The sequence below is a fragment of the Chelativorans petroleitrophicus genome (assembly GCF_025398195.1).
Taxonomy (GTDB): domain Bacteria; phylum Pseudomonadota; class Alphaproteobacteria; order Rhizobiales; family Rhizobiaceae; genus Chelativorans; species Chelativorans petroleitrophicus.
Genome location: NZ_JAODNV010000013.1, coordinates 57,127 through 70,793, shown reverse-complemented (window position 1 = coordinate 70,793; position 13,667 = coordinate 57,127). Strand labels below are relative to the sequence as shown.

Annotated in this window: 17 protein-coding genes; 7 read left to right on the top strand and 10 right to left on the bottom strand. The window is 63.4% G+C overall.

Annotation, left to right across the window (positions count from 1 at the left end):
• The first annotated feature begins 107 nt into the window (after window positions 1-107).
• The 3 genes from ychF to NYR54_RS12830 are packed head-to-tail and all read left to right on the top strand — an operon-like array spanning window position 108 to window position 2,152.
• Window positions 108-1,211 (top strand): redox-regulated ATPase YchF, encoded by a 1,104-nt coding sequence (ychF, locus tag NYR54_RS12840; protein WP_261516064.1) that lies wholly within the window; start codon window positions 108-110, stop codon window positions 1,209-1,211.
• A gap of 12 nt (window positions 1,212-1,223) precedes the next feature.
• Window positions 1,224-1,688: a MaoC family dehydratase gene (locus tag NYR54_RS12835; protein WP_261516057.1), complete on the top strand. Its 465-nt coding sequence runs from the start codon at window positions 1,224-1,226 to the stop codon at window positions 1,686-1,688.
• Window positions 1,685-2,152: a MaoC family dehydratase gene (locus NYR54_RS12830; RefSeq protein ID WP_261516056.1), complete on the top strand. Its 468-nt coding sequence runs from the start codon at window positions 1,685-1,687 to the stop codon at window positions 2,150-2,152. Before NYR54_RS12835 ends, NYR54_RS12830 begins: the two co-directional genes overlap by 4 nt.
• A 4-nt stretch (window positions 2,153-2,156) precedes the next feature.
• On the opposite strand, the gene NYR54_RS12825 is transcribed toward NYR54_RS12830, so the two are convergent.
• From NYR54_RS12825 to NYR54_RS12790, 8 genes are all read right to left on the bottom strand, one after another.
• Complete coding sequence (locus NYR54_RS12825) at window positions 2,157-2,702, bottom strand: adenine phosphoribosyltransferase (protein WP_261516055.1); 546 nt, start codon at window positions 2,700-2,702, stop codon at window positions 2,157-2,159.
• Between the two features lie 91 nt (window positions 2,703-2,793).
• Window positions 2,794-3,636 (bottom strand): cytochrome c1, encoded by an 843-nt coding sequence (locus NYR54_RS12820; protein ID WP_261516054.1) that lies wholly within the window; start codon window positions 3,634-3,636, stop codon window positions 2,794-2,796.
• Window positions 3,637-3,660: 24 nt separating this feature from the next.
• A complete protein-coding gene (locus NYR54_RS12815; protein WP_261516053.1) occupies window positions 3,661-4,941 on the bottom strand; it encodes a cytochrome b in 1,281 nt (426 codons plus the stop codon).
• 17 nt (window positions 4,942-4,958) lie between these two features.
• A complete protein-coding gene (gene petA, locus NYR54_RS12810; RefSeq protein WP_261516184.1) occupies window positions 4,959-5,507 on the bottom strand; it encodes a ubiquinol-cytochrome c reductase iron-sulfur subunit in 549 nt (182 codons plus the stop codon).
• A 203-nt stretch (window positions 5,508-5,710) separates the two neighbouring features.
• Window positions 5,711-6,019, bottom strand: a complete 309-nt coding sequence (locus tag NYR54_RS12805) for a DUF6665 family protein (RefSeq protein WP_261516052.1) — start codon at window positions 6,017-6,019, stop codon at window positions 5,711-5,713.
• 124 nt (window positions 6,020-6,143) lie between these two features.
• Window positions 6,144-6,563, bottom strand: coding sequence for a YciI family protein (locus tag NYR54_RS12800; protein ID WP_261516051.1), 420 nt, complete (start codon window positions 6,561-6,563; stop codon window positions 6,144-6,146).
• A gap of 177 nt (window positions 6,564-6,740) precedes the next feature.
• On the bottom strand, window positions 6,741-7,292 hold the full coding sequence (locus tag NYR54_RS12795; protein ID WP_261516050.1) for a dihydrofolate reductase family protein: 552 nt from the start codon (window positions 7,290-7,292) through the stop codon (window positions 6,741-6,743).
• A gap of 87 nt (window positions 7,293-7,379) precedes the next feature.
• On the bottom strand, window positions 7,380-7,910 hold the full coding sequence (locus tag NYR54_RS12790; RefSeq protein ID WP_261516049.1) for a dihydrofolate reductase family protein: 531 nt from the start codon (window positions 7,908-7,910) through the stop codon (window positions 7,380-7,382).
• 134 nt (window positions 7,911-8,044) lie between these two features.
• On the opposite strand from NYR54_RS12790, the gene NYR54_RS12785 reads away from it, so the two are divergent.
• Window positions 8,045-8,584, top strand: coding sequence for a winged helix-turn-helix transcriptional regulator (locus NYR54_RS12785; protein WP_423738612.1), 540 nt, complete (start codon window positions 8,045-8,047; stop codon window positions 8,582-8,584).
• 25 nt (window positions 8,585-8,609) lie between these two features.
• Here the strand turns inward: NYR54_RS12785 and NYR54_RS12780 are convergent, their stop codons facing one another.
• Window positions 8,610-9,203, bottom strand: a complete 594-nt coding sequence (locus NYR54_RS12780; protein WP_261516047.1) for a glutathione binding-like protein — start codon at window positions 9,201-9,203, stop codon at window positions 8,610-8,612.
• 505 nt (window positions 9,204-9,708) lie between these two features.
• Between NYR54_RS12780 and leuA the strand changes: the two genes are divergently transcribed.
• Entirely contained in the window at window positions 9,709-11,376 is a 1,668-nt protein-coding gene (gene leuA, locus NYR54_RS12775) for a 2-isopropylmalate synthase (RefSeq protein ID WP_261516183.1), read from the top strand.
• A 150-nt stretch (window positions 11,377-11,526) separates the two neighbouring features.
• On the top strand, window positions 11,527-12,153 hold the full coding sequence (locus NYR54_RS12770) for a hypothetical protein (protein ID WP_261516046.1): 627 nt from the start codon (window positions 11,527-11,529) through the stop codon (window positions 12,151-12,153).
• A 31-nt stretch (window positions 12,154-12,184) separates the two neighbouring features.
• Here NYR54_RS12770 and NYR54_RS12765 read toward each other — a convergent pair whose 3' ends face one another.
• Window positions 12,185-13,108, bottom strand: a complete 924-nt coding sequence (locus NYR54_RS12765) for a metallophosphoesterase family protein (RefSeq protein WP_261516045.1) — start codon at window positions 13,106-13,108, stop codon at window positions 12,185-12,187.
• Window positions 13,109-13,161: 53 nt separating this feature from the next.
• Here NYR54_RS12765 and NYR54_RS12760 point away from each other — a divergent pair, with 53 nt between their 5' ends.
• A complete protein-coding gene (locus NYR54_RS12760; protein ID WP_261516044.1) occupies window positions 13,162-13,662 on the top strand; it encodes an NUDIX domain-containing protein in 501 nt (166 codons plus the stop codon).
• Window positions 13,663-13,667: the final 5 nt, after the last annotated feature.

Genomic DNA, 13,667 nt, shown 5'->3' with positions numbered 1-13,667 from the left:
TCCCGCGCGCGCCTTACGCTTCATACCCGGACGAGGGCTTGACGATCCTCGGCACCTTCGCCCATAGCCCTGCAAGCATTTTCTGACCGCCTACAGGACGAGAATTCATGGGTTTCAAATGCGGCATCGTCGGACTGCCTAATGTCGGCAAATCGACGCTCTTCAATGCCCTGACGCGGACGGCCGCCGCACAGGCGGCAAACTATCCCTTCTGTACCATCGAGCCGAACACGGGCGAGGTGGCGGTGCCGGACGCGCGGCTCACGAAAATCGCGGAAATCGCAGGATCGAAGGAAATCGTGCCGACGCGCATTTCCTTCGTGGACATCGCCGGGCTGGTGCGCGGTGCGTCCAAGGGCGAAGGGCTCGGCAACCAGTTCCTCGCCAACATCCGCGAGGTGGACGCAATCGTCCATGTGCTGCGCTGCTTCGAGGACGACGACATCACCCATGTGGAGGGCCGGGTGGACCCGGTGGCGGACGCCGCCACGGTGGACACCGAGCTGATGCTGGCCGACCTTGAAAGCCTCGAGCGGCGCATCGTGCAGATGCGCAAGCGCGCCACGGGCAAGGACAAGGAAGCGATGGCCGTGCTTCCCGTGATGGAGCGGGCGCTGGCACTGCTTCAGGAAGGAAAGCCGGTGCGGCTCATGGTTCCGGAACTTGACGAGGAAGGCAGGCGCATCCTGCGCTCACTCAACCTGCTGACCTCGAAGCCGGTGCTCTATGTCTGCAATGTCGCTGAAGAGGATGCGGCCAGCGGCAATGAGCATACGGCCGCCGTGGAAAAGATGGCCGCCGAACAGGGTGCGAAAACCGTCGTGATCTCCGCAGCGATCGAGGCGGAGGTAGCCCAGCTTCCCGACGAGGAGGCGCGGGAATATCTGGAAGCCATGGGGCTGGAAGAACCCGGGCTCAACCGGCTGATCCATGCCGGATATGCCCTGCTCGACCTCATCACCTTCTTCACCGCCGGGCCGAAAGAGGCGCGCGCCTGGACCGTGAAGAGAGGCGCGAAGGCGCCGCAGGCGGCGGGTGAAATCCATACGGATTTCGAGCGCGGCTTCATCCGCGCCCAGACTATCGCCTATGATGACTATGTGCGCCTGGGCGGCGAGACGGCCGCGCGCGAGGCGGGCAAGGCGCGCGACGAGGGCAAGGACTATGTCGTGCAGGACGGCGATGTGATGCTGTTCAAGTTCAATGTCTGACGGCAGGAGGCGATGACCGCGCGCAAACTGGCCTTCGAGGAACTGCAGGAGGGACGGGTCTTCCACCTGCCCGAAACGCGCGTGACCGCGGAGGAGATCGCCGCCTTCTCCAGCCAATTCGACCCTGAACCCTCGCACCCTGACGAGGAAGCGGAACCTGGAAACGCGCTGAGCGCCGCCGGCTCCGGCTGGCATGCAGGCGCCCTTTTCATGCGCATGTTCTGCGAAGCGATCCTGCTCGACTCGACTTCGCAAGGCTCGCCGGGGATTACCGAGATGCGGTGGAATGCGCCGGTGCGGGCGGGAGACACGCTTTCGGGGCACATAACCGTGCTTTCGCGCCGTATCCTGAAATCGCGGCCGGGGCTTGGCCTCGTGATCTTCCGCCACGTGGTGAAGAACCAGCGCGGCGAGACCGTCATGGAATGCGACAATCCCGTCTTCTTCGGCCTGCGCCACCCGAGAGATGACGCATGAGCCTCGATGCCTTTCTCAAGCTGAGCGAGACGGTGACCCTCGGCCGTCACACCTTCACGGCGGAGGAAATCAAGCGCTTTGCGGCGAAATACGACCCGCAGCCCTTCCATCTCGACGAGGAAGCCGCGAGGCAAAGCATATTCGGCGGGCTGTGCGCGTCCGGCTGGCAGAGCTGCGCCATGTGGATGCGCTACAATCTTCAGAGCATTAGGCAGTCTCTGGAAGACTGGGACGGCCCGGGCTCGCGGCCGGAATTCGGCCCACCCACCGGCTTCTCCAATCTCAAATGGCTGAAGCCCGTCTATGCAGGCGACACCATCACCTTCACGCGCACCAATCTTTCCCTTGAGCCCATCGCCTCCCGCCCGGGCTGGCGGCTCCTTTCCTCAAAGGCGGAAGCCTTCAACGACAAAGGCGAACGGGTGCTGGAGTTCGAGGGCCGCGTGCCGGTGAAGGCCGAGTAGCCCTTTACTCGCCTTCGAAGGCGATCAGCGTGCGCACCTCCACGCCCAGCGCCTCCAGCCGCGCCCGGCCGCCGAGGTCCGGCAGATCGATGACGAAGCAGGCGGCCACGATTTCGGCGCCCATCTGGCGCAGGAGCCGCACCGCTGCTTCCGCCGTCCCGCCGGTGGCGATCAAATCATCCACCAAGATGACCTTCTCGCCAGCGGAGACCGCATCGACGTGCATCTCCATCTCGTCGAGGCCGTATTCGAGGCTGTAGGCGACACGCACCGTCTCGTGCGGTAGCTTGCCTTTCTTGCGAATGGGGATGAAGCCGGCGGAGAGCTGGTGCGCCACGGCCCCGCCGAGAATGAAGCCCCGCGCCTCGATGCCGGCGATCTTGTCGATCTTGGAGCCGGCATATGGATGGACAAGCTCGTCCACCGCGCGTCGGAAGGCGCGCGCATTGCCAAGCAACGTCGTGATATCGCGAAAGAGTATCCCCGGCCTCGGATAGTCCGGGATCGTGCGTATGGCAGCGAGAAGCGCTTCTTCGAGTGCGGATGTCATCAAAAATGCCCCCGCCCTTTTTGCCCGTTATCAACGCCAATGAAAAGGGCGCCTGCGAGGCGCCCTTACAGAAATCCCGGCTGAATTGCGCCTAGTGCACCTCGGCCCAGACCTTGCGCTTGGTGAGGTAGACGAGCGCACCGAACAGGACCAGGAAGATCATCACGGTGAACCCGGTCTGCTTGCGGGCTTCAAGATGAGGTTCCGCAGCCCACATCAGGAACGCCGCCACGTCGCGCGCATACTGATCGACCGTCTCGGGCGTCCCGTCCTCATAGCTGACCAGGCCGTCGGACAGCGGCGGGGCCATCGCGAGCGAGGGGGCGTTCAAGAAATAGGGGTTGTAATAGGTGCCCTCGGGGATCTCCACGCCTTCCGGCGGATCCTCATAGCCGGTCAGCAGGGAGTAGATGTAATCCACCCCGCCTTCCGCATATTGCGTGAAGATATCGACGATAAAGGTCGGGAAGCCCCGATGTGCGCCGCGCGCCTTGGCGATGAGCGAGAAGTCCGGCGGAACCGCACCGTTGTTGGAAGCGGCCGCCTGCTCGGGATTGGCGAAGGGCGAGGGGAAGTGATCGGACGGCGTGGCGGGCCGGGTGAACATGTCGCCATTGTCGTCCGGACCGTCCTCAACCTCGTATTCGGCCGCGATCGCCCTCACCTGCTCCTCGGTGTAGCCGAGGCCTTCGAGCGTGCGGAATGCCACCATGTTCATCGAATGGCAGGACGAGCAAACCTCGCGGTAGATCTTGAAGCCGCGCTGAAGCTGCGCCTTGTCGTAGGTGCCGAAGGGTCCGCTGAAAGACCACTCCTGCTCCACAGGCTTCCTGATCGGATAGTGGGCGGTCTCCCCTTCCTCCTGGGCCGCCGCGGAAGCGGCGAAGGCGAGCCCAAGGCCGAGCGCGGCGAGGCCACGGAAAAACATTTTCATCGGCATAGTCCCTTTGCGCATCGCTCAGCTTTCGACGGTCCGGACCTCGGCCGCCGTCCCCTTCTTCTCGAGTACCGCCTCGGTGATCGAGTTCGGCAGCCGCCGAGGCGTCTCGAAGAAGCCGAGCAGCGGCATGATGATCAGGAAGAAGGCGAAGTAGTAGGCCGTCGCCGCCTGCGCCATGGCGACATAGATTCCCTCGGCAGGATTGGAACCCAGCCAGCCCAGGAAGATGGCATCGGCCACGAAGAGCCAGAAGAACACCTTGTACCAGGGCCGGTAGACTGCCGAGCGCACTTTCGAGGTGTCCAGCCACGGCACGACGAACAGCACCGCGATCGAACCGAACATGGCCAGCACGCCGCCCAGCTTCGAGTCGATCGGGCCGATGTTGAAGGTGATGGCGCGCAGGATCGCGTAGAAGGGCAGGAAGTACCATTCAGGCACGATGTGTGGCGGCGTCTGAAGCGGGTTGGCCTCGGTGTAGTTGTCCGGATGGCCCAGATAGTTCGGGATGTAGAAGATGAAGTAGGCGAAGACCAAGAGGAAGACGACCATCGCGAACGCGTCCTTGACAGTCGCGTAGGGCGTGAAGGCCACGGTGTCGGTCTTGTGCTTCACCTCGATGCCCGTGGGGTTTGTCTGGCCCGTCACGTGCAGAGCCCAGATGTGCAGCACGACGACGCCCGCAATCATGAAGGGCAGCAGATAGTGCAGCGAGAAGAAGCGATTGAGCGTGGGGTTGTCCACCGCGAAGCCGCCCAGAAGAAGCTGCTGGATCCAGTCTCCCACCAGCGGGATCGCGGTGAAGAAGCCCGTGATCACCGTGGCACCCCAGAAGCTCATCTGTCCCCAGGGAAGCACGTAGCCCATGAAGGCTGTGGCCATCATGAGGAGGTAGATGATGCAGCCGAGGATCCACAGAAGCTCGCGCGGGGCCTTGTAGGAGCCGTAGTAAAGGCCGCGGAAGATGTGGACATAGACCGCGATGAAGAAGAACGAGGCGCCGTTGGCGTGCATGTAGCGCAACAGCCAGCCGGAGTTGACGTCGCGCATGATCTTTTCCACCGAGGCGAAGGCGATCTCGGTGTTGGCCGCATAGTGCATGGCCAGCACCACGCCGGTCAGGATCTGCACCGCCAGCATCAGGGTGAGGATGCCGCCGAAGGTGTAGGCGTAATTCAGGTTGCGCGGCACCGGGTAGGCGACAAAGGAGTCATAGATGAGCCGCGGCAGCGGCAGGCGCGCATCCATCCAGCGCCCGAGGCCGGTTTTTGGCGTATAGGTCGAGTGTCCACCGCTCATGGAAAGTCTGCTCCTGCCTAGCCGATCTGGATGACCGTGTCGGAGATGAATTCAAATGTCGGAATGGCCATGTTCTCCGGCGCGGGTCCTTTGCGAATGCGGCCGGCCGTGTCGTAGTGCGAGCCATGGCAGGGGCAGAACCATCCGCCGAAATCACCCTGCTGGCCGAGCGGCACGCAGCCCAGATGGGTGCAGATGCCGATCATGACGAGCCAGTTCTCCCTGCCCTCGCCCGCGGAGCGCGAGAGGTCGGTGGCGGGCGCGTCCGCATTCAGATTCGCGTTGCGGGCCACAGGGTCCTTAAGCTCGGACAGCGGCACTTGACGGGCGGCCTCGATCTCCGCCTCCGTGCGGTTGCGGATGAAGACAGGCTGGCCGCGCCACTTCACCGTGAGCGACATGCCCGGTTCAACGCCCGATACATCAACCTGAATGGAAGCCAGTGCGCGGGTGGACGCATCCGGACGCATCTGGTCGATGAAGGGCCAGAGGGCAGCAGCAGCGCCGACGGCTCCGGCAGCGCCGGTAGCCACATAGAGGAAGTCACGGCGGGTGTGTTCCGGCATCTGGGTCGAATCGATATCGCTCACGGGGCTCTCGGTCCTTTCACCTCATGCCTTCCGGAAGAAGCTGTGCATCGATTCCGCCCGCCCGACTCGCCGTGCGGGCCGGTACTTCCCCCGGCAATCGGCGATGGTTTCTATGCGCCACGGTCGCACTTGTCCAGACGCCCCGGTGGCACAGGGCAGATTGTCGCGGGGAATGAGCCTCAGCGCGCGCCGAGGCGGGCAAGCACCGCGCGCGGAATGGCGAGGCTGCGCACGACGTCGTCGTGACGCTTGAAGCCGCACAGCTCGCGCTGGATGAAATAGGCGTAGACGGCATCCGCCGCCTCACGAACAAGCCGCGCGCGTTCTTCTTCCGCACCCTGATGGGCCGAAAGCCGCCCGAGGCATTCCTCAGCGCGACGGCCCGCGTTGCCCAGGGCGACCGCCATTTCCTCCGCCAGCTCGTGGTCGAGCACAGCTATGCCGGTGCGCGGAAGGTGCGAGCCCGAGGAGCCCGGAGGACGCAGCATAAGGTTCTCCATCGCGAGTCACAGGCCTCGCTGGCGAGGCCGCTCTTCATATGGTGCATGCTGCCGCGTCCCCCATCAAGAGCGGCGATGGTGCACCGCTCTCGGGCCGTGGGGCAGAAGACCGTTAAGCCTTCTGCCCGTGCTGCATATCCACAAATTCCTCGGCAATTTTGCGGACCTCGCCGGAGAACTCATCCATCTCCATGATCTTTCGGATCTCGATGGTCTCGTTCGGCCCGCCCGGGCACTTCTTGGCCCATTCGATCGCCTCTTCGCGCGAGGCGACGTCGATGATCCAGAAGCCGCCAACCACTTCCTTGACCTCGGCAAACGGGCCGTCGGTGACCACCGGCTCACCGGAGGCGAAGGAGACACGGGCGCCCATGGAGGGCGGATGCAGACCCTCGGCAGCGACCAGCACGCCGGCCTTCTGCAGGGCTTCGTTGTATTTCATCATGGCGGAAACCGCCTCGATATCCTCCGGCATGGTCCCCGGGGGAGCCTTTTCATAGCCGGCGGGGATCATCAGCATCATGTAGCGCATGGGAATCTCCTATCTGACGAGACTTGGCCTGAAGGCGCCGGAATTTTTCTTACCCCGTTCCGGCACCTTCCGGGCTACCCCAAGGACGAAGGAGGAGGGCGCCATCCGACAGTGGCAGAATCAAGCCGGACAGGAGCGTCGCGTCCGGTCACGCTTCCGTGGCATCACGGCAAAAGGCTATCCATTCATGCGGTAGGTGAGAACCACGCCGCCCGTCTTGAGCGGGCGAGTGCTTTCGAGGCGCATCCTCAGCTCACTCTCCCGCGGCTTGAACAGCGGGCTGCCACCGCCCAGCACCACCGGCGCGAGACAGATGCGGTATTCATCGACGAGCCCGGCGGTAAGCAGCGAATCGAGCAGATTGGCGCTGCCGAATACGAAAATGTCCTTGCCGTCCTCGGCCTTCAGCGCCCTGACCGCTTCGACGGCCTCACCCTTGAGAAGCCGGGTGTTGTTCCACGTCGCCTCATCGAGCGTGCGGGTCGCCACCGCCTTGTCGATCGAATTCATCATGTCGGCGATGTCACCGGTCGCCTTGGTCCAGTAATCGGCCATGCCCTCATAGGTGCGCCGGCCGAAAAGCAACGTGCCGGCCTCCCTGCCCTGTTCCAGGGAGAAGTCGTGCAACTCGTCTCCCCAGACAGTCTCGTGAAAGTCGAGGGCCCACAGGGTCTTGCCCTCGAAATAGCCGTCGAGGGTCATCAGGTTCCAGGCAACCAAACGTCTCATCTTTGTCTTTCCTTCTGACAAGTCTGCGTTGTTCCTTCTCCGGTCAGCCGGAGCTGCCGGTGAATTCGGACGATCCGGAGGGGCCGGTCAGGCAGGCACGTAGGTCAGCCTGACAATGTCCTCGCCGATCAGGTCGCGCGCTTCGAGGCGCAGCTTCGGGCGCGCTCCGTCGAAGAAGGGCTGGCCGCCGCCGAGCACGACGGGGTGGAAGTAGAGGCGGTATTCGTCGATCAGGCCGAGGTTCGCGAGGCTTCCTGCGAGCCTGGCCCCGGCGATGGCGATTTCGCCTGAATGCTGGTCCTTGAGGTCCCGTATCGCCGCCTCGACATCTTCGCCGATGAGGGTGGCGTTCGGGCCGACCGACTGCAGCGTGCGCGAAGCGACCCATTTCGGCTGGCGCCGCCATGCTTCGGCGAACTCGCGCTCATCCTCCGTCCATTCGGGACGCTCCTCGTCCCAATAACTCATGATCTCGTACATGCGGCGGCCATACACGGAGCCGGCAATGCTGCGCTCATAGTCGATCCAGTGACGGAAAAGCTGCGGCCCCGGTGCGAAGTGCTCGTGATCGATATAGCCGTCCAGCGACAGGTTCATTGCGAAGACAAGCTTGGCCATTGCGCTCTCCTCATGCGGTTCCCGGCGCGATCGTTCGATTCTCTCGGGGGTGTCAGCCGCCTCAATGTGATTGCATTTTGCAACTGGTTGCACGGTAGATGAACTGATCTTATTTTGCAACCGGTTTCTGGAGAATGGGATTGGCGGGAAAATTGGAGAACGCGGAGGCTCACCGCTCGGGCTGCCCGATCAACCTCACCCTTGAGGTGCTGGGAGACAAATGGTCCCTCATCGTGGTGCGCGACATGATGTTCGGGAACCGGCGGCATTTTCGCGAACTGCTTTCGCTGAACGAGGAAGGCATCGCGTCCAATATCCTCGCAGACCGCCTGCGCCGCCTGGTGGCCGAAGGCGTCATCTCGAAAAGGGACGATCCGAGCCACAAGCAGAAGGCGATCTACAGCCTGACGGAAAAGGGCATCGAGCTTCTGCCCGTCTTTGCGATGATCGGCGCCTGGGGCCGCAAATGGCTGCCGGTGACCGAGGCGCTGTCCATCCGCGCGCAGCTCTTGGAGGAAGGCGGGCCGCCGCTCTGGGAGGAGTTCATGGAAGAGCTGCGCGAGGAGCATCTCGGCATCCCGCCCGCAAAACCGAAAACCGGCCCCGGTGTGCGCGAAAGGTTGCAGGCGGCTTTTGAAGAGGTGATGGCGCGGAGCACCGCCGCCACTTCATAGGCAGCGGCGCATAAGCCGGGATGATTCAGGCGGCCTTGGCGAGCCCTTCTTCCTCAAGGACCGCCTTGACCGCGGGCCGCGCTTCCATCCGCTCGTAATAGGCCTCCAGCGGCGCCGGAAATTCGACACCGAGGCGCTTCGCCCAGCGAAGCATGACGTAAAGATAGGCGTCGGCGGTGCTGAATTCGGAGCCGAGCAGATAATCGCTCTTCAGCCCATCGGCGAGGAATTTCAGACGTCTTGTGATCTGTGCCTTAAGCGCGGCCTTGTCCTCCTCGTTCTGTGCAAACATCAGCCGGCCAAAGGGCTTGTGCACTTCGGTACTGATGAAGGCGAGCATTTCAATGAGGCGCGTGCGCGCCATCGTGTCCTGCGGCTTCAGATGCGGCGCCTGCTCGGCAATCCAGGAGAGGATGGCCACGTTTTCCGTAAGAAGCGTGCCGTCTTTGAAAACCAGTGCCGGCACGTAGCCCTTGGGATTCACCCGGTTGAAATCCTCGCCGGCTTCCGTCGTCTTCGCGCGCAAGTCCACCCGGACGGTCTCGAAGTCGAGGCCGGCTTCACGCAGCGCGATGTGGTCGGCAAGACTGCAGGCACCAGGCGAAAAATACAGCTTCATTCACTTCGCTCCTTTCGGCTGCATTTCACTGGAATAGATCGGGCGGCAGGCTGTCCGGCTTCCCGGTCAGCCGTCCCCTTCCTCGCGGGGAGCATCTGGGAAGGAGAAAATTTGGATGCAAGATCAAGCTGGTCCTGTCGAGTATCCGGATGCCGGACACAGTATGCATCGATAACGGCTTGCAACACGCCCACCTCTTCGCTATCAAGCCGCCATGATCACGAGAGCACGCTGCGTCGGCTATGCTTCCACCGCCCGCCCCTGCGCGGCGGCGCACGCGCTTGCTTCCGGCCTCCTTCTTCTCGGCCTTATCGGCGATCGCCGGGTCCGTTGAAGGAGCACCCGGCGATCGATGTCGCCGCGAGCACCGGCCCGCTCCTTCCCGCACCGATCTAAGAGAATTCTTGACAGGCAGACGGTTGCTTCGCCGCAGCCGGAAGCCGCCCGGGAGTGACATATGGACAACGAAAGTCAAGCCGCACAGCAGCGCACGGGTGCCAAGGGCATGCCGGCAGCCTCGCGCAAATACCAGCCCTATCCGCAGGTCGATCTACCGGACCGCACCTGGCCGTCAAAACGCATCGAAAAAGCCCCGATCTGGTGTTCGGTGGACCTGCGCGACGGCAACCAGGCCCTCATCGACCCGATGGGGCAGGAGCGGAAGGCGCGCATGCTCGCCCTTCTGCTCGACATGGGCTTCAAGGAAATCGAAATCGGCTTTCCCTCCGCATCCCAGACGGATTTCGACTTCACCCGTTGGGCGATCGAACAGGGCAATGTGCCCGACGACGTTTCGCTTCAGGTGCTGGTACAGTGCCGGCCGGAGCTGATCGAGCGCACTTTCGAGGCGCTGGAGGGTGCGAAGCGGCCCATCGTGCACTTCTACAACTCCACCAGCGAGCTGCAGCGCCGCGTCGTCTTCGGCAAGGACGTGGCAGGCATCAAGCAGATCGCGACCGACGCCGCCAAGATGATCACCGACATGGCGGCCAAGGCCGGCGGTGGCTACCGCTTTCAGTATTCGCCGGAAAGCTTCACCGGCACGGAACTGGAAGTGGCGCTCGAAATCTGCAACGCGGTGATCGAGATCGTTGACCCGACGCCCGAGAACAAGCTCATCATCAACCTGCCCTCCACGGTGGAAATGTCCACGCCCAACATCTATGCCGACCAGATCGAATGGATGTGCCGGAACCTCGACCGCCGGGAGAGCCTCATAGTCTCGCTCCATCCTCACAACGATCGCGGCACGGCCATCGCCGCCACCGAGCTCGGCCTCATGGCGGGCGCGGACCGCGTGGAAGGCACGCTGTTCGGCAATGGCGAGCGGACGGGCAATGTGGACGTCGTCACGCTGGCGCTCAACATGTACACCCAGGGCGTCGACCCGATGCTGGACTGCTCCGACATCAACCGCATCAAGGATGTCTACGAGTATTCCAACGAGCTGCGCATTCCGGAGCGCCACCCTTATGTGGGCGAACTCGTCTACACGGCCTTTTCCGGCTCCCACCAGGACGCCATCAACAAGGGCATGAAGGCCTATCGCCAGTCAAACAAGGAGCTGTGGGAGGTGCCCTATCTGCCTATCGACCCGCAGGACGTGGGGCGCACCTATGAGGCGATCATCCGCATCAACTCGCAGTCCGGCAAGGGCGGAATCGCCTACATCATGCAGGCCGACTATGGCCTGAACCTGCCGCGCAACCTGCAGATCGAGTTCCGCGAGGATATCCAGGCAATTGCCGATGCGGAAGGCCGGGAACTGCCCTCAAAAAAAATCCATGAGCGCTTCCAGGAACTCTATGTGGAGCAGCCGGAAGCGCGCCTGAAATTCGTCGATCATCAGACCGTCCCCGATCCGGAAGTCAAAGGCCGGCGCATCGTGGAGGCCACCATCCTAGATAACGGCCGGGAGATCGTGATCCGCGGCAAGGGTACGGGCCCCATCGACGGATTTGTCGATGCCCTGTCCAAGCATATCGGCGTCGAGATGTCGGTGTTCGACTATTCCGAACACTCGCTGCGCCGCGGCACCGATGCGGCGGCCGTCGCCTATGTGGAGATGGAGCATCCGGGCGGCAGGCTGTTCGGCGTGGGCATCAACACCAACATCGTCACCGCCTCGCTCGAAGCGGTGGTCTCGGCCACCAATCGGATCCTGAGGCAGTAAACGCGCCGGAAAGACCAGGCTGAAGGCAGGCAGGCAATTCTGCCTGCTTCGCTTTTCCCGGGTTTCCCGCCTTTCCCCTTCACTCACAGGATGATTTTCCTTCCGCGACGTGTTAACGATACGTTAGCTACAGTCTCTGGAGGACCGCCCATGAGCGAAGCCGGTCAGAGCGCGGCGAGCGTGGGCAATGTACGCCGGCTCGCCGACGTCGTACGGGAAGTGAAGACGGCCGCCGCCGACCGCGAGGACGTGGTTGTGGAAATGCGCGAGGCCAGCCGCACGCGTCTGGAACTTCTCGCACAGGAGCTTCAGCCCGTCTTTGCCGAGGTGCCGGAAGACGATCCCATCTTCGATTTTGCGGTCTCCTCGGGCCAGCAGCCGCGCCTCTGGATCGATGCCGTGGCGCATGTGACGCTGGGGCACGACCGGCGCACCTACCGTTTTCTGCGGGACACCCGGCTTGGCCGGGTGGTGCTTGCCGAATCCACCGAAATCAAGCCCATCGCCGATCAGGTCACCCGCTACATCGCGGAGCGGCTAGTGGAGCGCCAGCGCATGGTGGAGGGCGAGGTGGTGGCGCTGCCCCGCGGGCCGAAGGCGCATTCGGAGGACGGGCAGGAAAAGGCCGCGCCAGCGGAGGGGCGCCCCAGCGTGTGGAAGGCCTTCCTCGGAGCGATCGTCTTGGTGCTGGCGGGCGGTGTCGTCGGCGTGGCGAGCGTTCTTTTCTTCCTGTCCGACCGCTTTCCGGAACTGCAGCGGCTGCTGGAGCTTCAGTAGACCTTGCCCGGTTCCGTCCGCATGAGTCCCCTCATGCGGGGGTGCGATCGGTCGAGACCAGCCATTGTGTGGAGAGTTCGACCACCGGCCCGCCCGGTTCGGCGGGCCCTCGCCTCTTGAGCTGCACCTGCCAAGCGCCGGGCGAACCCACGATCTCCAGCAGATTGTAGTGCGCGGGCGTCTTTCCGCCGTCATGGGACTGACCGGCCGCAGCCACGCCGACCACAGGCACAGTCGCGCCGCCATAACCCTCGATGCGATGCACGGTCGCCAGATGCGTATGCCCGTGCAGCACCAGCTCGGCACCGTGCCGCCGCACCATATCCTGGAAACGCCCGATGCCGAGGAGGCGCTTGTGGGTTCCCGTGGCGCCGCGGACAGGCGGATGGTGGATGAGAATGATGCGGAAAAGGCCGCGCTTGCCCGTCTCTTCCAGAAGTTCGGCCGTCTTCCTTTCCTGCATTCTGGTGAAATAGCCGCTGGCGAGGAAGGGGGCGGTGGCACGCGCCGAGGACACACCGATGAGCGCCACCGGTCCGCGCAGTCTCAGATAGGGGAAATGATGGCGCGTGGCGGGGCTGGCTGTGTCGTCGCCCGTCATATAGGCGCCCCAGGCGGCGCATATCTTTTCGATCGCGCCAGGCACGTAGGCATCGTGATTGCCCGGCACCACGGAAATATCGGAGGGCTTTCCGAGGCCTTCCAGCCACAGGCGCGCCATCTCGATCTCCTTATCTAGGGCGAGATTCACCAGGTCGCCGGTGAGCGCGATATGATCGGGCGCGGCCCTGAGCAGGTCATCGCTCAGCTGGTCGATGATGCCGTTGTCGAGGCTCACCCGCCGGTGGCGGTGCCAGTTGATGAAACCGGTGATCCGCTTCGACAGAAGGTCACGATAGGTTATGTCGGGGAGCGGCCCCAAATGGATGTCGGAGAAATGCGCCAGCCGAAACATGATCCGTCTGTAGTGCAGGTGCGCCTGCCTTTCCAGCCCTCGGACTACCGCTCATGAGCGGGGACGAGCATATCATGCCTGCCGCAGCGAACCGGCCTACACGCCTCAGGGTGCGGCTTTTCCACCTTTACCACCTGCTGCGGCGCCCCATGACGCTGGGCGTGCGCGGGGTTGTCTTCGATGCCGAACGCCGCGCGGTGCTGCTCGTTCGCCACACCTATGTGGACGGGTGGCACCTCCCCGGCGGGGGCGTGGAGCCGGGCGAGACGATGGAAACTTCACTTTCCCGCGAGCTGGCCGAGGAAGGCAACATCCAGCTCACCGGCGCGCCGGAGCTGCGGTCCATTCACCTCAATCGCCAAGCAAGCCGGCGCGATCACGTCGCCGTCTATCTGGTGACGCGCTTCCGCCAGGATGGACAGCGCCAGCCGGACAGGGAGATCGCCGAATCGCACTTCTTCATGCTTGCCGACCTGCCGAAAGGAATAACGGCGGGCACGCGGCGGCGGCTCGCCGAAATATTCGAGGGCGCGCCCGTCAGCACGGAGTGGTAGCGTGG